This window comes from Streptomyces sp. NPDC008079, from assembly GCF_042957385.1.
Lineage (GTDB): Bacteria > Actinomycetota > Actinomycetes > Streptomycetales > Streptomycetaceae > Actinacidiphila.
Window position 1 is genome coordinate 366,154 of the sequence record NZ_JBIBIC010000002.1, and the last position, 21,489, is coordinate 387,642.

At 71.5% G+C, this 21,489-nt stretch carries 17 protein-coding genes and 1 tRNA gene; 12 read left to right on the top strand and 6 right to left on the bottom strand.

Translation table 11 applies throughout. The features are described from left to right. Nucleotides 1-3 precede the first annotated feature (3 nt). Both ACFZAM_RS08620 and ACFZAM_RS08625 read left to right on the top strand, forming a co-directional pair. A complete protein-coding gene (locus tag ACFZAM_RS08620) occupies nt 4-897 on the top strand; it encodes an ABC transporter ATP-binding protein (protein ID WP_355333963.1) in 894 nt (297 codons plus the stop codon). Further along, nucleotides 894-1,610, top strand: coding sequence for an ABC transporter ATP-binding protein (locus ACFZAM_RS08625; protein ID WP_188282943.1), 717 nt, complete (start codon nt 894-896; stop codon nt 1,608-1,610). Before ACFZAM_RS08620 ends, ACFZAM_RS08625 begins: the two co-directional genes overlap by 4 nt. A gap of 87 nt (nt 1,611-1,697) precedes the next feature. Here ACFZAM_RS08625 and ACFZAM_RS08630 read toward each other — a convergent pair whose 3' ends face one another. Next, nucleotides 1,698-2,339: a response regulator gene (locus ACFZAM_RS08630; protein WP_355333958.1), complete on the bottom strand. Its 642-nt coding sequence runs from the start codon at nt 2,337-2,339 to the stop codon at nt 1,698-1,700. Between the two features lie 91 nt (nt 2,340-2,430). Here ACFZAM_RS08630 and ACFZAM_RS08635 point away from each other — a divergent pair. Next, nucleotides 2,431-2,513: transfer RNA gene (locus tag ACFZAM_RS08635), tRNA-Leu, on the top strand. A 24-nt stretch (nt 2,514-2,537) separates the two neighbouring features. Here the strand turns inward: ACFZAM_RS08635 and ACFZAM_RS08640 are convergent. Both ACFZAM_RS08640 and ACFZAM_RS08645 read right to left on the bottom strand, forming a co-directional pair. Beyond that, nucleotides 2,538-3,023 (bottom strand): PaaI family thioesterase, encoded by a 486-nt coding sequence (locus ACFZAM_RS08640; protein ID WP_188282940.1) that lies wholly within the window; start codon nt 3,021-3,023, stop codon nt 2,538-2,540. Between the two features lie 68 nt (nt 3,024-3,091). Continuing rightward, nucleotides 3,092-5,413: an FdhF/YdeP family oxidoreductase gene (locus tag ACFZAM_RS08645; protein WP_391044056.1), complete on the bottom strand. Its 2,322-nt coding sequence runs from the start codon at nt 5,411-5,413 to the stop codon at nt 3,092-3,094. A gap of 166 nt (nt 5,414-5,579) precedes the next feature. On the opposite strand from ACFZAM_RS08645, the gene polA reads away from it, so the two are divergent. The 4 genes from polA (at nt 5,580) to ACFZAM_RS08665 (ending at nt 11,253) form a co-directional block, all read left to right on the top strand. Further along, on the top strand, nt 5,580-8,297 hold the full coding sequence (gene polA / locus ACFZAM_RS08650; protein ID WP_355333953.1) for a DNA polymerase I: 2,718 nt from the start codon (nt 5,580-5,582) through the stop codon (nt 8,295-8,297). Between the two features lie 221 nt (nt 8,298-8,518). Then, nucleotides 8,519-9,790, top strand: coding sequence for a lytic transglycosylase domain-containing protein (locus ACFZAM_RS08655; RefSeq protein ID WP_355333950.1), 1,272 nt, complete (start codon nt 8,519-8,521; stop codon nt 9,788-9,790). A 196-nt stretch (nt 9,791-9,986) separates the two neighbouring features. Continuing rightward, nucleotides 9,987-10,121 (top strand): SPW_0924 family protein, encoded by a 135-nt coding sequence (locus tag ACFZAM_RS08660; RefSeq protein ID WP_188282936.1) that lies wholly within the window; start codon nt 9,987-9,989, stop codon nt 10,119-10,121. 106 nt (nt 10,122-10,227) lie between these two features. Further along, complete coding sequence (locus ACFZAM_RS08665; protein WP_355333948.1) at nt 10,228-11,253, top strand: DUF3068 domain-containing protein; 1,026 nt, start codon at nt 10,228-10,230, stop codon at nt 11,251-11,253. 173 nt (nt 11,254-11,426) lie between these two features. Here ACFZAM_RS08665 and hrpB read toward each other — a convergent pair whose 3' ends face one another. Next, complete coding sequence (gene hrpB / locus ACFZAM_RS08670; RefSeq protein WP_391044280.1) at nt 11,427-14,003, bottom strand: ATP-dependent helicase HrpB; 2,577 nt, start codon at nt 14,001-14,003, stop codon at nt 11,427-11,429. A gap of 65 nt (nt 14,004-14,068) precedes the next feature. Beyond that, nucleotides 14,069-14,941: a methyltransferase domain-containing protein gene (locus ACFZAM_RS08675; protein WP_391044060.1), complete on the bottom strand. Its 873-nt coding sequence runs from the start codon at nt 14,939-14,941 to the stop codon at nt 14,069-14,071. Nucleotides 14,942-15,224: 283 nt separating this feature from the next. Between ACFZAM_RS08675 and rpsA the strand changes: the two genes are divergently transcribed. After that, nucleotides 15,225-16,730, top strand: a complete 1,506-nt coding sequence (rpsA, locus tag ACFZAM_RS08680; protein ID WP_188283396.1) for a 30S ribosomal protein S1 — start codon at nt 15,225-15,227, stop codon at nt 16,728-16,730. 215 nt (nt 16,731-16,945) lie between these two features. Further along, nucleotides 16,946-17,887 carry a hypothetical protein gene (locus tag ACFZAM_RS08685; protein ID WP_391044062.1) on the top strand — a complete coding sequence of 314 codons (942 nt, stop codon included), beginning with the start codon at nt 16,946-16,948 and terminating at the stop codon, nt 17,885-17,887. Between the two features lie 53 nt (nt 17,888-17,940). Here ACFZAM_RS08685 and ACFZAM_RS08690 read toward each other — a convergent pair whose 3' ends face one another. Next, nucleotides 17,941-18,936, bottom strand: a complete 996-nt coding sequence (locus ACFZAM_RS08690) for a right-handed parallel beta-helix repeat-containing protein (RefSeq protein ID WP_391044064.1) — start codon at nt 18,934-18,936, stop codon at nt 17,941-17,943. Between the two features lie 182 nt (nt 18,937-19,118). Between ACFZAM_RS08690 and ACFZAM_RS08695 the strand changes: the two genes are divergently transcribed. The 3 genes from ACFZAM_RS08695 (at nt 19,119) to ACFZAM_RS08705 (ending at nt 21,488) form a co-directional block, all read left to right on the top strand. Next, nucleotides 19,119-20,048, top strand: a complete 930-nt coding sequence (locus ACFZAM_RS08695; RefSeq protein WP_188283398.1) for a PAC2 family protein — start codon at nt 19,119-19,121, stop codon at nt 20,046-20,048. Nucleotides 20,049-20,419: 371 nt separating this feature from the next. Then, complete coding sequence (gene coaE, locus ACFZAM_RS08700; RefSeq protein WP_391044068.1) at nt 20,420-21,028, top strand: dephospho-CoA kinase; 609 nt, start codon at nt 20,420-20,422, stop codon at nt 21,026-21,028. 91 nt (nt 21,029-21,119) lie between these two features. Next, nucleotides 21,120-21,488 carry a tetratricopeptide repeat protein gene (locus tag ACFZAM_RS08705; RefSeq protein ID WP_188283400.1) on the top strand — a complete coding sequence of 123 codons (369 nt, stop codon included), beginning with the start codon at nt 21,120-21,122 and terminating at the stop codon, nt 21,486-21,488. Nucleotide 21,489: the final 1 nt, after the last annotated feature.

The window sequence follows — 21,489 nt, forward strand, 5'->3', positions numbered from 1 at the left end:
CACATGACCATCATCAGCCAAGAGCAGCCGACCCCGGCAGCGGCCTCCGACGGCGGCCCGCTGCTCCAGGCCAGCGGCGTCGTCATGCGGTTCGGCGGCCTCACCGCCGTCCGCGACGTCGACCTCACCGTCAACAGCGGTGAGATCGTCGGACTGATCGGCCCCAACGGCGCCGGGAAGACCACCTTCTTCAACTGCCTCACCGGCCTGTACGTCCCCACCGAGGGCAAGGTCACCTACCGAGGCGAGGTGCTGCCGCCCAAGCCGCACCTGGTCACCCAGGCCGGACTCGCCCGCACCTTCCAGAACATCCGGCTCTTCTCCAACATGACCGTGCTGGAGAACGTGCTGGTCGGCAGGCACACCAGGACCCGCGAGGGACTGCTGTCCGCCCTCATCCGCGGCCCCGGCTACCACAAGGCCGAAGCCCGGTCGCGGGCGCGGGCCATGGAGATCCTGGAGTTCATCGGCCTGGCCGGCAAGGCCGACCACCTCTCGCGCAACCTCCCCTACGGTGAGCAGCGCAAGCTGGAGATCGCCCGCGCGCTGGCCAGCGAGCCCGGCCTGCTGCTGCTGGACGAGCCCACGGCCGGTATGAACCCGCAGGAGACCAGGGCCACCGAGGAGTTGGTCTTCGCCATCCGCGACCAGGGCATCGCCGTCCTGGTCATCGAGCACGACATGCGGTTCATCTTCAACCTGTGCGACCGCGTCGCCGTCCTCGTCCAGGGCGAGAAACTGGTCGAGGGCACCTCCGACGTGGTCCAGCAGGACGAACGGGTCATCGCGGCCTACCTCGGTGAACCCTTCGAAGGCGCGCCCACCGGTGAGGGCGACGCCGCAGTGGAAGCGGCCGCGGCCGAAGCCGGGGCCGAGGAGCAGGAGAACGACCGATGACCGCACTGCTCGAAGTCGAGGACCTCCGGGTCGCCTACGGCAAGATCGAGGCCGTCAAGGGCATCTCGTTCACCGTCGAGGCGGGCCAGATCGTCACCCTGATCGGCACCAACGGCGCGGGCAAGACCACCACGCTGCGCACCCTCAGCGGGCTGCTCAAGCCGATCGGCGGCCGGGTCAGCTTCGACGGCAAGGTGCTCACCCGCGTCCCGGCGCACCGGATCGTCGCCCTGGGCCTGGCGCACTCCCCGGAGGGCCGGCACATCTTCCCCCGGCTCACCATCGAGCAGAATCTCCAGCTCGGCGCCTTCCTCCGCAAGGACACGGCGGCCATCGCCAAGGACATCCAGCGCGCCTACGACCTCTTCCCGATCCTCGGGGAGCGCCGCAGGCAGGCCGCGGGCACGCTGTCCGGCGGCGAGCAGCAGATGCTCGCCATGGGCCGCGCGCTGATGTCGCAGCCCAAGCTGCTCATGCTCGACGAGCCCTCGATGGGCCTGTCGCCGATCATGATGCAGAAGATCATGACGACCATCGTGGAGCTGAAGGCCCAGGGCACCACGATCCTGCTGGTCGAGCAGAACGCGCAGGCCGCGCTCTCGCTCGCCGACCAGGCCCATGTGATGGAGATCGGCACGATCAAGCTCTCCGGCACCGGCCAGGACCTGCTGCACGACGACGGCGTCCGCAAGACGTACCTCGGCGAGGACTGAGGCTCGCCCGACCGGGCCCGGAACACGGCGCAGGGCCCGCACCCCGACCGGGGTGCGGGCCCTGCGCCGTGTCCCGTCCGCGGGCGCCTACTTCTCGGAGACCTCTTCGATCACGGCCTGCGCGACCGCCTGCATCGACATCCGGCGGTCCATCGACGTCTTCTGGATCCAGCGGAAGGCGGCGGGCTCGGTCAGCCCGTACTTGGTCTGGAGGACACTCTTGGCCCGGTCGACCAGCTTGCGGGTCTCCAGCCGCAGCGACAGGTCGGCGATCTCCGCCTCCAGCGCCTTCAGCTCCTGGAACCGGCTCACCGCCATCTCGATCGCGGGCACCAGATCGCTCTTGCTGAACGGCTTCACCAGATACGCCATCGCGCCCGCGTCCCTGGCCCGCTCCACCAGCTCGCGCTGCGAGAACGCGGTCAGCATCAGCACCGGCGCGATCTTGTCCGCGGCGATCCGCTCGGCCGCCGAGATCCCGTCGAGCACCGGCATCTTCACGTCCAGGATCACCAGATCGGGACGCTGCTCCTCGGCGAGCTTCACCGCGGTCTCGCCGTCCCCGGCCTCCCCGACGACGGAGTAGCCCTCCTCCTCCAGCATCTCCTTGAGGTCGAGGCGGATCAGCGCCTCGTCCTCGGCGATGACCACGCGGGTCGTCAGGGGAGGGACGTGGGACTTCGACTGCTCGTCGTCGAGCGGGGCGGCGGACTCGTCGGGCGCGCTCACGGTGCTCCTCGTATCAGGCGGGGTACTGCACACCTGAGCCTACCTAGCTGCGACGGCGCGCACCTACACGGTACGCTGTGCACGCGACCTGGCCGGGTTGGCGGAATGGCATACGCGGATGTCTCAAACACATCTGTCCGAAAGGGCGTGCGGGTTCGAATCCCGCACCCGGCACCTCTGAAATCCCCCCGTATCCCCTCAGTTCGCCGGGGGAGCGGTCGTGCCCGTGGGAGTCGCCGGGCGCAGCATGCAGGTCAGCCGGGCCGTACAGACCCGCTTGTCCGCCTCGTCCGTGATGACGATCTCATAGGTCGCCGAGGAGCGGCCCCGGTGGACCGGGGTCGCGGTGCCGGTGACGAGACCGGAGCGCAGACCGCGGTGGTGGGTGGCGTTGAGGTCCACGCCGACGGCCATCTTGCTGGGACCGCCGTGCAGCATCGCGCCGACCGAGCCGAGGGTCTCGGCGAGCACCGCGGACGCGCCGCCGTGCAGCAGCCCCATCGGCTGGGTGTTGCCCTCGACGGGCATCGTGCCGACCACCTTCTCCGGCGCCGCCTCCAGGATCCGGATGCCCATCCGCTCACCCAGGTGACCGCCGGAGAACAGACCCCGCAGATCGACGCCGAGCCCGGCGTACTGCTCCAGGATCTCCGGCGGGAAGTAGGTGGTGGTCCGCTCGCCCATGGGGTGGTGCTCCGATCGTCCTCGTCCGGCCTGATCCGGTGTGCCCGTACGCGTTTTCCGTGTACTGATCAGTTTTCTACCGGACGGCCCGCGTCGGCCGTGCGTCGGGGGGCGTCCGCCGCGGTCCGCTCCAGCCGGATGACCACCGACTTCGAGGCGGGGGTGTTGCTGGTGTCCGCGGTGTGGTCGAGGGGGACCAGCACATTGGTCTCCGGGTAGTACGCCGCCGCGCACCCGCGCGGGGTCGGGTAGTGCACGACCCGGAAGCCCTCCGCGCGCCGCTCCGTGCCGTCCTTCCACTCGCCGACCAGGTCGGCGTAGTCGCCGTCGGCCAGACCGTTGGCCGCGGCGTCCTCGGGGTGCAGCAGGACGACGCGGCGGCCGTTCTTGATGCCGCGGTACCGGTCGTCCAGACCGTAGATGGTGGTGTTGTACTGGTCGTGCGAGCGCAGCGTCTGGAGCAGCAGCCGCCCCTCGGGCACCGCCGGGTACTCGACGGCCGCGGCCGTGAAGTTGGCCTTGCCCGTCGCGGTGGGGAAGGTGCGGCTGTCGCGCGGGGCGTGCGGCAGCGTGAAGCCGCCCGGGCGCCGCACCTTGGCGTTGAAGTCCGCGAAGCCGGGGACGACCCGCGAGATACGGTCGCGGATCGCGTCGTAGTCCCGCTCGAAGTCCGCCCACGGCACCACGCTGCGGTCGCCGAAAACGGCGCGGGCCAGCCGGGTCACGATCGCGGGCTCCGACAGCAGATGCGGCGAGGCCGGGTCCAGGCCGCCGCGCGAGGCGTGCACCATGCCCATCGAGTCCTCGACGGTGACGAACTGCGGGCCGCCCGCCTGCCGGTCCTTCTCGGTACGGCCCAGCGTCGGCAGGATCAGCGCGCGGGCGCCGGTGACGGCGTGCGAACGGTTCAGCTTGGTGGACACATGAACGGTCAGCCGCGCCTTGCGCATCGCGGCCTCCGTGACGTCGGTGTCGGGGGACGCGGCGACGAAGTTGCCGCCCATCGCGAAGAACACCTTCGCCGTCCCGTCGCGCAGCGCCCGGATCGCGCGCACCACGTCGAAGCCGTGCTCGCGCGGCGGCGCGAAGCCGAACTCCTTCTCCAGCGCGTCCAGGAACGCCGCCGGGGGCCGCTCGAAGATGCCCATCGTCCGGTCGCCCTGCACATTGCTGTGCCCGCGCACCGGGCAGACCCCGGCGCCGGGGCGGCCGATGTTGCCGCCCAGCAGCAGGAAGTTGACCACCTCGCGGATGGTCGGCACCGCGTGCTTGTGCTGGGTCAGGCCCATCGCCCAGCACACCACGACGCTCTTGGCGTCCAGCACCAGGGCGAGCAGCTTGTCGATCTCGGCCCGCGCCAGACCGGTGGCGCGCTCCACCTCGTCCCAGTCGGTGGCGAGCGCGGCGGCCTCGTACTCCGCGAAGCCGTGGGTGTGCTCCGCGATGAAGTCGCGGTCCAGCGCGCCGGCCTCGATCAGCAGCCGGCCCAGCGCGCGGAACAGCGCCTGGTCGCCGCCGAGCCTGATCTGGAGGAACAGATCGGTCAGCACGGTGCCGGAACCGGCGAGACCCGAGGCGTTCTGCGGATTCTTGAACCGCTCGAGACCCGCCTCCGGAAGCGGGTTGACCGACACGATCGTCGCCCCGCCCTGCTTGGCCTTCTCCAGTGCGGACAGCATCCGCGGGTGGTTGGTGCCCGGATTCTGCCCGGCGACGATGATCAGGTCCGACCGGTACAGATCCTCCAGCAGCACACTGCCCTTGCCGACGCCCAGCGTCTCGGTCAGCGCGGAACCCGACGACTCGTGGCACATGTTGGAGCAGTCCGGCAGATTGTTGGTGCCCAGCTCGCGGGCGAAGAGCTGGAAGAGGAACGCCGCCTCGTTGCTGGTGCGGCCCGAGGTGTAGAAGACCGCCTCGTCCGGGGTGTCCAGGGCGGTCAGTTCGTCCGCGACGATCGAGAAGGCCCGCTCCCACGGCACCGCCTCGTAGTGGTCGGCGCCTTCCGCCAGATACATCGGCTGCGTGATCCGGCCCTGCTGGCCCAGCCAGTAGCCGCTGCGCCGCGCGAGGTCGGAGACCGGGTGCGCGGCGAAGAAGTCCGGGGTCACCCGGCGCAGCGTCGCCTCCTCGGCGACCGCCTTCGCGCCGTTCTCGCAGAATTCGGCGACATGCCGGTGGTCCGGCTCGGGCCAGGCGCAGCCCGGACAGTCGAAGCCGCCCTTCTGGTTGACCTTCAGCAGCGTCAACGTGGCCCGCCGCACCCCCATCTGCTGCCCGGCCATCTTGACCGTGTGCCCGATGGCGGGCAGGCCCGCCGCACTGTGCTTGGGCGCGGAGACCTGCGGAGCGTCCTGGACGGGGTCACCTGAAGGGGGCTTCTTTGCCATACGTCCTTTGTACCGCCTTTGCGCGGCGGGGGAGCCGGCGGGCGGCGCCCGGCTTGATCGGCCCGCCGAGCCGCCCGCCCGGCTCCCGGCCCCGCCGCCCCCCGCACGGCGTGCCCCCGGCGGGAGGCGTCCTTCGTTGTCGTACCCGCGTGGGAGGATCGGAGACGTGGCAGACAACGCATCCGCATCGAAGACGACCGACCGCCCCCGCCTGCTGCTGCTGGACGGGCACTCGCTGGCGTACCGGGCGTTCTACGCGCTGCCCGTGGAGAACTTCAACACCGCCACGGGCCAGCCGACGAACGCGATCTACGGCTTCACGTCCATGCTGGCGAACACGCTGCGTGACGAGCGGCCGACGCACCTGGCCGTCGCCTTCGACGTCTCCCGCAAGACCTGGCGGTTCGACGAGTTCCCCGAGTACAAGGCGAACCGCTCGAAGACGCCGGACGAGTTCCGCAGCCAGGTCGAGCTGATCGGCGAGCTGCTGGACGCGATGGGCGTCAGCCGCTTCGCGGTCGAGGGCTTCGAGGCGGACGACGTGATCGCCACGCTCGCCACCCAGGCGGAAGCGCTCGGTTACGAGGTGCTGATCGTCACCGGCGACCGGGACTCGTTCCAGTTGGTCACCGAGAACGTGACGGTGCTCTACCCCACCAAGGGCGTCTCCGAGCTGACCCGCTACACCCCGGAGAAGGTCGAGGAGAAGTACGGCCTGACGCCCCAGCAGTACCCGGACTTCGCGGCGCTGCGCGGCGACCCGTCGGACAATCTGCCCGGCATCCCCGGCGTCGGCGAGAAGACGGCGGCCAAGTGGATCACGCAGTTCGGGTCCTTCGCCGACCTGGTCGAGCGGGCCGACGAGGTCAAGGGCAAGGCCGGTGAGAATCTGCGGGCGCACCTGGACGCGGTGAAGCTCAACCGGCGGCTGACCGAGATGGTGCGCGACGTGAGCCTGCCGTCGGGCCCCGAGGGCCTGGCAAGGGAGCCGTACGACAGGACGGCCCTGGTCGGCGTGCTGGACGTGCTGGAATTCCGCAACTCCAACTTCCGGGAGCGGCTGTTCGCCGTCGATCCCGGCGCCGAGCAGGAAGAGGCGGAGATCGCCGAGGGCGTCGCCGTGGAGGGCACCGTGCTCGCCGCGGGCGACCTGCCCGGCTGGCTCGACGAGCACGGCGGCGCGCCGCTCGGCCTGGCCAGCGTCGACACCTGGGCGCTGGGCAGCGGCAGCGTCACCCAGATCGCGCTCGCCTCACCGGAGGTGGCCGCCTGGTTCGACCCCGCGGAGCTGGACGAGGCGGACGAGAAGTCCTTCGCCGCCTGGATCGCCGACCCCGCCCGCCCCAAGGTGCTGCACAACGCGAAGAACGTCGAGCGGGTCTTCGCCGAGCACGGCTGGAGCGTCGCCGGGGTGACGATGTGCACGGCCCTGGCCGCGTATCTCATCAAGCCCGGCCGCCGCTCCTTCGCGCTCGACGTGCTGTCGGTGGAGTACCTGGGCCGCGAGCTGGCCCCGGCCGACGCCGCGGGCGGACAGCTCGCCTTCGGCGAGGAGGGCGAGGACGAGGGCGCCGCCGCGGCCGACGCGCTGATGGTGCAGGCCCGTACCGTCCTCGACCTCGCCGAGGTCTTCGGCGAGCGGCTGCCCGAGGTCGGCGCCACCGAGCTGCTGCACGAGGTCGAACTGCCCACCTCGGCGCTCCTGGCCCGGATGGAACGCTCCGGGATCGCCGCCGACCGGGCCCATCTCGAAGGTCTGGAACAGCAGTTCGCCGCGGCCGTGCAGCACGCGGTCGGCGAGGCGCACGCCTCGGTCGGCCACGAGTTCAACCTCGGCTCGCCCAAGCAGCTCCAGGAAGTCCTCTTCGGCGAGCTGGGCCTGCCCAAGACCAAGAAGACCAAGACCGGTTACACCACGGACGCCGACGCGCTGGCCTGGCTGGCCGCGCAGACCGAGCACGAACTGCCGGTCATCATGCTGCGCCACCGGGAGCAGGCCAAGCTCCGGGTCACCGTCGAGGGCCTGGTCAAGACGATCGCCCCGGACGGACGCATCCACACCACCTTCAGCCAGACCGTCGCGGCCACCGGACGCCTGTCGTCCACCGACCCCAACCTGCAGAATGTGCCGGTCCGCACCGACGAGGGCCGGGCCATCCGCCGCGGCTTCGTCGTCGGCGAGGGCTACGAATCGCTGCTGACCGCCGACTACAGCCAGATCGAACTGCGCGTGATGGCCCACCTGTCGCAGGACGAGGGACTGATCGCCGCCTTCGCCTCCGGCGAGGATCTGCACACCACCGTCGGCTCCCAGGTCTTCGGCGTCGCACGGGACGCGGTGGACGCCGAGATGCGCCGCAAGATCAAGGCGATGTCGTACGGGCTGGCGTACGGCCTGTCCGCCTTCGGCCTGTCCCAGCAGCTCAACATCGAGGCCGCGGAGGCGCGCGGGCTGATGGAGACGTACTTCGAGCGATTCGGCGGCGTGCGGGACTATCTGCACCGGGTGGTCGAGGAGGCCAGGAACACCGGCTACACCGAGACACTGCTCGGCCGCCGCCGCTACCTGCCCGACCTCAACAGCGACAACCGGCAGCGCCGTGAGATGGCCGAGCGGATGGCGCTCAACGCGCCGATCCAGGGCTCGGCCGCCGACATCGTGAAGATCGCGATGCTCAAGGTCGACCAGGCGCTCACCGACGAGAAGCTGGAGTCGCGGATACTGCTCCAGGTGCACGACGAAATCGTGCTGGAGGTCGCGCCCGGCGAGCGGAAGAAGGTCGAGACGCTGGTCCGCCGCGAGATGGCGGGCGCGTATCCGCTGCGCGCCGCGCTGGACGTGTCGGTCGGCGACGGCACCGACTGGGAGTCGGCCGCGCACTGACCCCACCCCGCCGCCTGCGCGAGTCTGTGACCGGGCTGTGTGAACGAGTCGCGACCCCTCGGTGAAAGGTCCGCCGAGGGGCCGGAAACCTCGGCGGATTGCCGGTATTTGCCCCGGATCGCGTCTTCCCCGACTGTGGTCGGGGGGCTGAAGTTGCCGTAGGGTCAATCGAGTTGTGGCGCGGCCACGCGCCCATCTCGCACCTGGGGAGGACCGCGGACATGTCAGCGCGGCGGTACGGCCGAAGGCTACGCAGGGGAGCGGCGGGTACGGCGGTCGCCGCCGCCGCGATGGCGGCGCTGGGCGCCTCGCAGGCGCCGGGGCTCATCCCGGTGGCGCACGCCGCCGCGCGGCAGACGACCACCGTGGCCCCGCCGCCCGGCCCCGCGATCGACGGCGGTTCGCCGTACATCACCGATGTGCCGCCGCTGAACACCCCGACGGACCTCACGAATCCGACCGCCACGCCCTCCGGCGGCCCGGTCGTCACCCCGCTGCCGTCCGGCGGCTCGCTGCCCGCGACCGTCCTGGACGCCTACCGGCGCGCCGAGGCGAGCGTCGCCGCGAGCAACCCCGGCTGCCACCTGCCGTGGCAACTGCTCGCCGCCATCGGCCAGGTGGAGTCCGGCCAGGCCCGCGGCGGCGCCGTGGACGCCAAGGGGACGACGTACACCCCGATCCTCGGCCCGGTGCTCGACGGCAACGGCTTCGCGAACATCAGCGACACCGACGGCGGACGCTACGACGGCGACCCGGTCCACGACCGCGCGGTCGGCCCGATGCAGTTCATCCCCTCGACGTGGGCGAACTGGGGCGCGGACGGCAACGGCGACGGGGTCGCCGACCCCGACAACGTGTACGACGCCGCGCTGGCCGCCGCCCACTACCTGTGCGCCGACGGCCGCGACCTGGCCGTACCGCGGGACATGGACCGCGCGATCCTCGGCTACAACCACTCGCAGGCCTACCTCGACCTGGTGAAGTCCTGGTACGAGCACTTCCGGCAGGGCGACGCGGTCTCCGTGCCCGACCGCCCGGGCACACCGGGCGCGGGCGCGCCGCCGTTCGCCAACACCCCGCGGCCGTCGACCAGTCCGTCCGCGTCGGCCCCCGGCGGCACACCGTCGCCCTCGCCGTCCGGCACCCACCCGAGCGGCGGCATCGTCCCGCCGACCGCGGGCACCCCGTCGACCGGCCCCGGCAAGACCCCGCCGCCGTCGTCGCCGTCGTCGCCGACCGGCACCCCCACGGGAACCCCGACCGGCACGCCGACGGACACCCCGACGACCCCCGGCTGCCCGACGCAGTCCCCGTCGCCCTCGCCGACCGACAGCGCGAGCCCCAGCCCGACCGCGACGCCGACTCCCACGGACACCCCCGGCACGCCCGACCCCTGCGCCACCGACACCCCGACGCCGACGGACACCCCCACCCCCAGCGGTGAGGCGACCGCCAGCGCGGCCACGGGCGCCGCCGTCACCGCGAAGCCGTAACCCGCGACGGGGCTTTCCCCGACACGGCACCCCCGGCGCCCCGCGCGCCGGCAACACTCCCACGCACCGGGGACGTTCAGGCGAAAGCCTCACGAACGTCCCCGGTGAAACGTGTTCTCATCTCACCTCCCGGTTGCTACGGTGCCCCGGCCCCGGCCGACGACCGCGTCGGCCCATGCCCGAGGGAGGTCAGGCCATGCGCGCTCTCGCCGCGGCGGCGATCGGACTCGCCGCCGCCCTCGCCCTGGTCTTCACCGTCACCGCGATCGGCGCGCCCGCGGGTCACACCTCGCCGAAACCCCTGCTGACCACGGTCCCCAGCCACCCCTGAGCCGGTCACCCCTGAGCCGGTCACCCCTGAGCCGGTCACCCCTGAGCCGGTCACACCTGAGCCGGTCACCTCTGAGCCAGCCACCCCTGAGCCGTCTGGAGCCGCGATGCGCCGCAAGTCCAGCCTGGTGCTGCTCGCCCTCGCCGTCTTCTTCGCGACCCTGGCGCCCATGCTGCGCTGGTACGCCTACCCGCGGCTGGCCAAAGTGCCGCCGAGCGAGTACCAGGTCGCCGTCCTCGAGGCGAAGAACGCCACCCTCGTCGACTACTCCAGCCTCACCGCCAAGAAGGTCTCCAAGGTCAGCATCGTGCAGACCCTCAAGGGCAATGTGACGGCGGCCCGGCAGGTCAAGGCCGAGACCGGCAAGGACGTCGTGGTCTGGGACGCGCTCTCCTACGTCGCGGGCCCCGACGGCAAGATGGTCTCGGAGATCCCCGAGCGGTACGTCTTCGACGCGCACACCCAGGAGCCGGTGCACACCGCGAGCGAGTCGGTCGACGGCGACCCGGTCACCCGGCAGGGCATCGAGTTCAAGTTCCCCTTCCTGACCCAGAAGCGCGACTACTACTACTTCGACGCGCAGAGCCGCACGTCCGCGCCGATCCACTACGCGGGCACCCAGCGCTTCCACGGCCTGAAGGTCTACTACTTCGAGCAGACCGTGCCCTGGCAGCGGGTCCCGCTGCCCAAGAAACTGCCCGAGATCGCGCCCGGCGCTCCCGCGCTCACCCCCGAGACGGTCAAGGCCACCGGCATCCAGCGCTGGTACACCACCAAGCGGATGTTCTGGGTCGACCCGACGACCGGCGCGCCCGTCAACGGCGAGGAGATCCACACCGAGGAGCTGCGCTTTCCCGCCTCGACCGGCAAAGCACCGGTCACCGCCTTCGCGGGCGACGTGAAGATGCGGCCCGACTACATCGACTCCATCGTCCATCTGGTCAAGACGCAACGGCAGTTGGTGCTGCTGCTCACCAGTTACCTGCCGTGGGGCTTCGGCGGGTTCGCCGCCGCGCTGCTGGCGCTGTCCCTGCTGCTCGAAGCGCGCGGGCGGCGGCCCGCCGACCCGGTGGGCGGCCGGGAGCCCGACCCCGACCGCGCCCCCGACCACCCGGACCCCGTACCGGTCTGACCCACGGCCCGGACCCTGTACGGTCCGAGCCGTGCCCGGACCCCCGCACCGGCCGACCTGTCCCGGACGCCTACCGGTCTGACTCACGGCCCGGACCCCGTACGGGCCGAGCCGTGCCCGGACCCCCGCACCGGCCGACCTGTCCCGGACGCCGTACGGGCCGGGCGGGCTGCCTACGCGCGGCGGCTGTTGTTCGTCCGCTTGGTCGGCTCGGCCGTCGCCGGGTCCTCGGGCCACGGGTGGCGCGGGTAGCGGCCCCGCAGCTCGGCGCGCACCGCGCGGTAGCCGTCACGCCAGAACGACGCCAGGTCCGCGGTCACCGCCGCGGGCCGCCCCGCGGGTGACAGCAGATGCACCAGCAGCGGCACCCCGGCGATCTCGGGCGTCGCCCGCAGCCCGAACAACTCCTGGAGCTTCACGGCCAGTACGGGCTGGTCGCCGCCGTAGTCGATCCGGATCCGCGAACCGCTCGGCACCTCGAACCGCTCCGGTGCCAGCTCACCGAACCGGGCGGCCTCGCCCGTGGCCCACGGCAGCAGCCGGGGCAGCGCGCCGCCCGCCGAGATCCGCTCCAGATCCGCCCGCCGCCCGGCCCGCGCCAGCTCGGGCCCCAGCCACTCCTCGGCCCGCTCCACCAGCGCCCGCTCCGAGACGTCCGGCCAGTTCCCGCCCAACTCCCGGTGCAGGAAGGCCAGCCGCTGCCGTACCTCACGGGCCTCCCGCGACCAGTGCAGCAAACCGGTGCCCTCGCGCCGCAGCCCGTCGAGCAGCGCGGCCCGTACCGCGTCCCGGTCCGGCCGGCGCAGCGGCGCCGCCGACAGCTCCAGCGCGCCCAGCCGCTCCACCCGGCGCGCCACCACGTCCCCGCCGCGCCAGGTCACCTCCTCGTACGACTCCAGCAACCCGGCCGCCGCCGCCCGCGCGGTGCCCTCGTCGATCACCGCGGCCACCCGCACCCGCGCGTCCGTCCGCCCGACGCCCCGGTCCGCCACGGCCACCGCCACCCACTCCGCCCCGCCCACGCCCCCGCCGACCTCCGCGCCGGTCCCGGACGCCATCACGTATCCGTCCCCGCTCCGCCGCCGCGCGACCCGCTCGGGAAACGCCAGGGCGACGACGAGCCCGGCCGCCGCGTCGTCCGACAGGCCCCCGCCCGCGGTGCGGCTCGCGGGGGACGGGCGCGCCGCGGAGCGCGGGACGGGGGCGTCCGTCGCGGGCGGGCTCCCTTCCGTCACCGTGCCGCGCAGCCGGTCGGCCTCCGCGCGCCAGCGCGCCGCGTACGGGTCGCCGCCGCGCCGGGCGGTGTGCCAGGCGGCGGTGAGGTCGGAGCCGTAGGAGTGGGGGAGTTCTTCGCTGAGGAGCGCGGTGACCTCGGCGGCGCGGCGGGCGCCGAGCACGGGCGCGGAGTCGAGGAGGGCGCGGGCGAGCCGGGGGTGCAGCCCGAGCCGGGCCAGCCGGCGGCCCCGGTCCAGGACGCGGCCCGAGGCGTCGACGGCGCCGAGGCCGCGCAGCGTGTCGCGGGCCGCGGCCATCGCGCCCTGCGGCGGGGCGTCCAGCAGGGCGAGCCCTGAGGCGTCCGGATCGCCCCAGCAGGCGGCCTGGAGCGCGAAGGCCGTGAGGTCGGCGAGCGCGATCTCGGGGGAGGGGTGCCGGGGTCTGCGGGCGTCCTCGGCCGGCGGCCAGCAGCGGTAGACGGTGCCGGGACCCTCGCGCCCGGCGCGCCCGGCGCGCTGGTCGGAGGCGGCCCGCGACACCCGTACGGTGACCAGCGCGCCGAGGCCCCGCGCGTGGTCCATGCGCGGCTCGCGGGCCAGCCCGCTGTCCACCACGACCCGCACGCCCGGCACGGTCAGACTGGACTCGGCCACGGAGGTCGCGAGCAGCACGCGCCGCCGCTCACCGGGCGCGAGCGCCGCGTCCTGGACGGCGGCCGGGGCGCGGCCGTGCACCTGGAGCACCTCGATGCCGCCGCCCGCGCCGCCGGAATCCGTGAGGTCCCCGAGCAGACCCGCGACCCGCGCGATCTCCCCGACGCCCGGCATGAAGCACAGCACGTCCCCGTCGCGCTCCCGCAGCGCCCGCCGCACCACCGTCGCCACATGGTCGAGCAGCGCCCGGTCCACCCGGCCCCCGGCGTGCGTCGCCCGTACGGGACCGGGCGGCGGCGCCCACTCCACGGCCACCGGGTGCAGCACCCCGCCCGCCTCGACCACGGGCGCGGGCGGCCCGTCGGCCCCGCCCAGCAGCGCCGCCCACGCGGCCGTGTCCGTCGTCGCGGAAGCCGCGACCAGCCGCAACTCCGGCCGCAGCAGGGCCCGTACGTCCAACAGGAACGCCATGGACGTGTCGGCGTCCAGATGCCGCTCGTGGCACTCGTCGAGCATCACCGTGCTCACGCCCGGCAGTTCCTGGTCGCGCTGGAGCCGTTGCAGCAGCACACCGGTGGTGACCACCTCGACCGCGGTGCGGGCCGAGACCCGCCGCTCGCCGCGGACCGTGAAACCGACGCTCTCGCCGACCCGCTCCCCGAGCAGCCAGGCCATCCGCCGGGCCGCCGCCCGCGCCGCCATCCGCCGCGGCTCCGCGACCAGCACCCGCCCGCCGAACGCGTCGGCGATCAGCAGCGGGACCAGCGTGGTCTTGCCGGTGCCGGGCGGCGCGGCCAGGACGGCGCAGCCCGGCGACCGCAGCGCGGCCAGCAGCTCCGGTACGACGGAGGCCACCGGCAGCGCGCGCCCCTCGGCCCGGATCGCGTACGTACCGGCGCTCCCGCCGGCTTCCCCGCCGGCCGCCCGACCGTCCTGTGCGCCGGCCTTCACTCCGCCGCGCACACGAAGATCGCCGTGCCCGGCAACAGCCGCCCGCGCAGCGGGGACCAGCCGCCCCACTCCTGGTCGTTCCACTCCGGCCACTCGGGCTCGACGAGGTCGACCAGCCGCAGGCCCGCCGCCGCGATCTCGCGGACGCGGTCGCCCAGGGTGCGGTGGTGCTCGACGTACACGGCGATGCCCCGGTCGTCCTCCTCCACGTACGGCGTGCGGTCGAAGTAGGAGGCGACGGCCGTCAGGCCCTCGGGGCCCGGCTCGTCGGGGAAGGCCCAGCGCACCGGGTGGGTGACCGAGAAGACCCAGCGCCCGCCGGACCGCAGCACCCGCCGCACCTCCCGCTGGACGCGCGCGGTGTCGGCGATGAAGGGGAGCGCGCCGTACGCGGAGACCGCCAGGTCGAACGAGCCGTCGGCGAAGGGCAGGGCGCCCGCGTCGGCCTGGACCAGGGGCACCAGCGGCGCGCCGTCGGCCGAGGACTCGTCGTCGATCCGCCGCGCGTGCTGGAGCTGCCGGAAGGAGAGGTCGAGGGCGACCGGCCGGGCGCCCTGGGCGGCCAGCCAGCGCGAGCACTGGGCGGCGCCCGCGCCGATCTCCAGCACGTCCTTGTCCTTCAGGGCCGCCGTCGGGCCGAGCAGCCCCGCGTCCGCCTCGTCCAGACCCTCAGGGCCCCAGACGAAGCGGGCGTCGCCCAGGAAGTCGCCGTGCTCCACCTGGTAGTCGTCCGCGTTGCGGTCCCACCACCGGCGGTTGGCCCGGCTGCTCTCCGTGACCCCCGCGCTACGGCGGGTGGCCTCCGGTTCCTCGTGTGCCTCTCGGGGCGCTTCCCGGCGTACGTCCCGGGGATCGGGTCCTTGGATCATCGCGGCAGTCGTCGTACTCTCTGAGAAGACCTGGCACTGGGTGACTTGTGCCGGTTCGGTCCGTTACGCGCCCGGTGGGCTCTTCGTGCGTTGACCGTGCCCGGCTGCCCCCGTATGCTACAAGTTGCGCTGCGAGCCTGCGCGCCTCAGACAGAGCAGGCTGCGCTCGGAATCTGTTGCATACCCCTCGGCCCCACGGCTGTCCGGAATTCGGCAGGAGCGAAAAGGGCTTACGGCGTAGCAGTACCTACGACTTACTGTCCGTACCGGAGTCCTTTCCCTAATGACGAGCAGCACCGAGGCCCCTCGCACCACCCCGCAGGTGGCGGTCAACGACATCGGCAACGAGGAAGCCTTCCTCGCCGCGATCGACGAGACGATCAAGTACTTCAACGACGGCGACATCGTCGACGGCGTCATCGTGAAGGTCGACCGGGACGAGGTCCTGCTCGACATCGGTTACAAGACCGAAGGTGTCATCCCCTCCCGCGAACTCTCCATCAAGCACGACGTCGACCCCAACGAGGTCGTCGCCGTGGGCGATGAGATCGAGGCCCTTGTTCTCCAGAAGGAGGACAAGGAAGGCCGCCTGATCCTCTCGAAGAAGCGCGCTCAGTACGAGCGTGCCTGGGGCACCATCGAGAAGATCAAGGAAGAGGACGGCATCGTCACCGGCACCGTCATCGAGGTCGTCAAGGGTGGTCTCATCCTCGACATCGGCCTCCGTGGCTTCCTGCCTGCGTCGCTCGTCGAGATGCGCCGCGTGCGCGACCTCCAGCCCTACGTGGGCAAGGAGCTCGAGGCCAAGATCATCGAGCTGGACAAGAACCGCAACAACGTGGTCCTGTCCCGCCGTGCCTGGCTGGAGCAGACGCAGAGCGAGGTCCGCCAGACCTTCCTCACCACCCTCCAGAAGGGTCAGGTGCGGTCCGGCGTCGTCTCCTCGATCGTCAACTTCGGTGCGTTCGTGGACCTCGGCGGCGTCGACGGTCTCGTGCACGTCTCCGAGCTGTCCTGGAAGCACATCGACCACCCGTCCGAGGTCGTCGAGGTCGGTCAGGAAGTCACCGTCGAGGTTCTCGACGTGGACATGGACCGCGAGCGTGTCTCCCTGTCGCTGAAGGCGACGCAGGAAGACCCGTGGCAGCAGTTCGCCCGGACCCACCAGATCGGGCAGGTCGTCCCCGGCAAGGTCACCAAGCTCGTCCCGTTCGGCGCGTTCGTCCGCGTCGACGAGGGCATCGAGGGCCTGGTGCACATCTCCGAGCTGGCCGAGCGCCACGTGGAGATCCCGGAGCAGGTCGTTCAGGTCAACGACGAGATCTTCGTCAAGGTCATCGACATCGACCTCGAGCGTCGCCGCATCTCGCTGTCGCTCAAGCAGGCCAACGAGTCCTTCGGCGCCGACCCGGCCTCGGTCGAGTTCGACCCGACGCTCTACGGCATGGCCGCGTCGTACGACGACCAGGGCAACTACATCTACCCCGAGGGCTTCGACCCCGAGACCAACGACTGGCTCGAGGGGTACGACAAGCAGCGCGAGGAGTGGGAGGGCCAGTACGCCACGGCCCAGACCCGCTTCGAGCAGCACCAGGCGCAGGTCATCAAGTCCCGCGAGGCCGACGAGCAGGCCGCGGCCGAGGCCGGTTCCGCCGCCCCCGCCGCGACCGGTGGCCCGGGCGTCTCCGGTGGCTCGTACTCCTCGGAGTCCGACGACACCTCCGGTGCCCTCGCCTCCGACGAGGCCCTCGCCGCCCTCCGCGAGAAGCTCGCGGGCGGCCAGAGCTGACAGCTCACCGCTAGGCCCAGTCACAACACCGCGGTCCCGCACCCCTCAGGGGGTGCGGGACCGCGGTGTTACCGGCAGCCGCAGAAAGCCTCTCGAGCCCGTTCGATTTTTGTGTCACACTTCCACTTCGTTCAACGGCCCTTCCAGTCCTGGCGACTCGCTGTGGCCGTAGACCACTTCACCCCTGCGAGGGTCCTAGTGATGGAGGTTGCCCCGTGCCCACAACGGGATACGTCTACATTCCCGTCCGTTCGGCGGAAAATCTGCAAATCGGCGTCGCCCGCGGGCTTTGGGGCTGGAGGTCCAGCGCTCTCGACCGATCCACCGCTCGTTCTGACATCAAGTCGCTCAAGGCGGGCGATTTGCTCTTCTTCGGTCACAGCGGTCCCGACAGCCGGGTAAAGCCGGGCGGCTGGACAGAGGTATCACTCAAGCGTGTGCTCGTGGCAGAGGTTACTCGGCCTCTCTTCACAAGCACCGAGCGTGTGTGGCCAGAGGAGACCGACGGCGAGATCTTCCCCGAGCGCATTGGTATCGACGTGCTGGACGACAGAAGGAACGTTTCTGGTGCGAGTCTGGGCGCGCCCGCCATGGAGAAGCTGCGATTGTCTGCGAACAAGCAGTGTGTGGCTATCGTCCGCGACGGCCGGGATATCGCGGCAGCCTTGGCCATCGTCGTCGGCGCTGACAAAGATCTGGACGCGCCTGACAGCAGCGATGAATTGGGTCACAACGGTGCGACGGATGCACTGGTATCCGTCCTCGCGCGCAAGGAACAGGGCAAGCTCCGGCAGCGTGTGATGGGCCACGCGGCCATCGTTACCTGCCAACTCTGTGGTCGAGCGTTGCCTCGGCGACTGGTGCACGCAGCGCACGTCAAGCGGCGCAGCGCAGCTACCCACATGGAACGGAACAACATCCACAATGCGATGAGAGCCTGCGTCGGCGGCTGCGACGCCCTGTTCGAGTACGGCTATATCTACGTGGATGACACGGGCTACATCCAGATGACACCTGTAGTGAATAACGTGGGTGACCTTGGCTCGCTCGCGAGCCACCTGAAGAATCGGTTCTGTGCGGCCCACAACGCCAAGAGCGCCCATTTTTTTGCCTGGCACCGCAGGAATGTGGCCGAGCCTCTCGCAGCCAGTCACTAAGCATTAGGTGTGCCGCCGCGGCCGGACTTTGCTGTTGTCCGGCCGCGGGGGGGCTACGGGGTCACGGGGATGTTGGTCAGGGCCTTGCCGCCGGTGCGCTTGTTGGAGGCGTAGACGGTGGTGGGGCAGTCGGCGGAGTAGTTGGTGACGTAGATCGCCGTCTGCGTGGCGCCGGTGGCGCCGGTGAGGTCGGAGGTGTTGTCGCGGAAGACGGTGCCGCAGCCCCAGCCGGGCTGCTGGGTGTGGGTCTGGTAGCCGTCGTTGAGGGTGCGGGTGCCGGTGTTGCCGGTGATGGTGTAGCCGTTGCCTTTGACGTCGACCCAGGAGTCGTCGTAGTTGGTCATGCTGAGGCCGCTGCCGTCGAAGGTGTTGCCGGAGACCAGGCCGCCGGTGGTGCCTTCCTTGAGGTCGATGTTCTCGGCGCCGATGTTGGGGCCGATGACGTTGTTGAGGATCTGCACCCGGTCGCTCTTGTCGGTCAGGGTGTTGGCGGTGCCGACGTAGACGCCCTCGCCGTATCCCGGCCGCTGGAGCCCGGTGTCGTAGATCCGCGAGTTCTTGATCACGCCGTCCGTGCTGGAGGTGCGGAAGTGCACGCCCTCCATCTGGAGTCCGTGCACGGTCACCGAGTCGATGACGACATGCGCGGCGGCGTCGGTGACGATGCCCTTCTGGCCGCCGGTGACGCTGACCCCCTTGACGGTCCAGTAGCTCGCGCCGTTCAGATAGAGGCCGTAGCCGCCGGAGGAGGTGAGCACGGCGTTCGAGGAGCCGGTGAGCGTGATCCGGTCGGCGGCCGTGCCGGACACGGTGACCTTGAAGTTGCCGGTGTACGTGCCGTCGGCGAGATGGATCGTCTGGCCGGGGGCGGCGGCGGTCAGCGCCGCCTTCAGCTCCTTGGCCGTGGTCACCTCGACGGTGCTCGCCGCGGCGGCCGTTGCCGCACCGGCCGTTGCCGCACCGGCCGGCGTCGCGTACGAGAGCAGCCCGGCGAGCAGTGCCGCGACGGGCAGGGCCACCGGCAGGGTCAGAAGCGTGTGGGGTCGCATCCGCGTCCTTCCATCGTTCCAAGTATGTGAATCTTGGTCGTCCATGTGAACACATGGACGTAACGAGAGAAGGTAGGGCCCACCCGACGGACCGTCAAGACGTCCGGGTTCCGGGGGGACGCGTGGGAATGGCCGGGCGGGTACGTTCGTTGAGGGGGGAGAGAGCGAGGAGGACGATCATCGTGCTGGATCCGCAAGGGCTGTACGAATACGTGCCGGGCGGGGCCGAGGCCGTCGACGCAGCGGTCGGAGACGCAGGTCCCGTACTGCTGTACCACTTCGAGGGGTACATGGACGCCGGGGACACCGGCGAGCAGATCAGCGAGCAGTTGCTGGACCGCCTGGACAACCAGCTCGTCGCGCGCTTCGACGCCGACCGGCTGGTCGACTACCGCGCCCGCCGCCCGCTGATGACCTTCGAGCGCGACCACTGGACCTCCTACGAGGCACCGGAGATCGACCTCTATCTGGTGCGGGACACCACCGGCACCCCCTTCCTGCTGCTCACCGGCTCCGAGCCGGACGTGGAGTGGGAACGGTTCGCGACCGCCGTGCTCCAGGTCATCGAACGCCTGGGCGTACGCCTCGCCATCAACTTCCACGGCATCCCGATGGGCGTGCCGCACACCCGGCCCGTCGGCCTCACCCCGCACGGCAACCGGGTCGACCTCATGCCCGGCCACCGCGCCTGGTTCGAGGAGGCCCAGGTCCCCGGCAGCGCCGCCTCCCTCATCGAGCTGCGGCTCGCCGAGGCCGGCCGTGACGTGCTCGGCGTCGCCGCCCACGTCCCGCACTACCTGGCGCGTTCGCCCTACCCGGACGCCGCCCTCGCCGTCCTGGAGACGATCACCGCCGCCACCGGCCTTGTGCTGCCCGAGATCGCCCACGCCTTGCGCAATGAGGCGCACACCGTCCGCGTCGAGATCGACCGCCAGGTCGCCGAAGGAGACGGCGAACTCGTCTCCGTCGTCCGCGGCCTTGAGTCCCAGTACGACGCCGTCGCCGGGTCCCAGTCCCGCGAGAGTCTCATCGCCGAGGCCGTCGAGCTTCCTTCCGCCGACGATCTCGCCGCCGAGTTCGAACGCTTCCTCGCCGACCGCGAGGACGACTAGCGCCTGCGGCGCGCTCACGAAAGAGGGTTCGCGTCCCCAGGGCGCGGGCCCTTTTCCGCTTCCCCTCAGAAAGGCGCGCCGCGCTCGCGCAGGGCCCGGTTTTCAGGGGCGCGGCCCCTGGACGGTTCCTTGCGCGGGGCCTGGTTTTTAGGGGAGCGGCCCCTGGACGGTTCCTTGCGAAGGGCCTGGTTTTCAGGGGCGCGGGGAACTGCGCGGCCCGCCCCCACCGGGCTGCCAGCCCGAAAACTCACAGCATCTGCCCCGCTGGGGCCGGTTTTCGACGGCCGCGCCACCGTTGGTGGCTGAGCGCGCAGTTCCCCGCGCCCCTGGGAGGCACCCGCGGAGGGCCGGAGGGCCCGTAAGCTGGCGGCATGCTGAACGTCGGGCTGACCGGTGGAATCGGGTCAGGAAAAAGCTCCGTGGCGAAACTGCTGGTGGCACACGGCGCGATCCTGGTGGACGCGGACCGCATCGCCCGCGAAGTGGTGGAACCCGGCACGGAGGGCCTGGCGGCGGTGACGGCCGAGTTCGGCCCGGACGTGCTGGCGGCGGACGGGACACTGGACCGCCCGAAACTCGGCGCGATCGTCTTCGCGGACGAGGCCCGGCGCCGGGCGCTGAACGCGATCGTGCACCCGCTGGTCGGCCGCAGGTCGCAGGAGCTGCGGGCGGCGGCGGCCCCGGACGACATCGTGGTCAACGACGTACCGCTGCTGGCGGAGAACGACCTGGCCCCGTTCTACGACTTCGTGATCGTCGTGGACGCGGCACCGGCCACGCAGATCGAGCGCCTGGTGCGGACACGCGGGATGACCGAGGACGAGGCGCGGGCGCGGATGGCGGCGCAGGCCGGCCGCGAGGAGCGCATCGCCGTCGCGGATCTGGTGATCGACAACGACGGCCCGCTGGAGGAGCTGGAGCCCCAGGTGCGCGCGGCGTGGCAGCGGCTGCGGGAGCTGGCGGCGGCCGGGACGGCGTAGTCGCCCGGGGAATGCGGTTGCCGACGACGACGTTGGGTATGTCAGACCAGACGATCAGTCGTCACCCGTGCCCGAATTCAGGGAGGCGGCCTTGCACGAGCGGACCCCAGAGACGCACGTCATCGACTTCCGCGCCGCGGAGCAACTGCTGGAGGCGCGTGACCCGCGCGGCGCCGTACAACTCCTCGACCCGGTGATCTCGGCCCATCCGGAGAACACCGCGGCCCGCCTGCTGCGCGCCCGCGCGTTCTTCGCCGCGGCCCAACTGCGCCCGGCGGAGCTGGAGTTCCAGATAGTGCTGGAGCGCGAGCCGGACAACGCCTTCGCGCACTTCGCGCTGGCCCGTACACTGCAACGCGCGAACCGCGCCGACGAGGCCCAGCGCCACTTCCGGCTCGCCGCCGCACTCGACCCCCGGCCGGACTATCTGGCCGCAGCCCGTTTCGACGACGCCGGCTGAC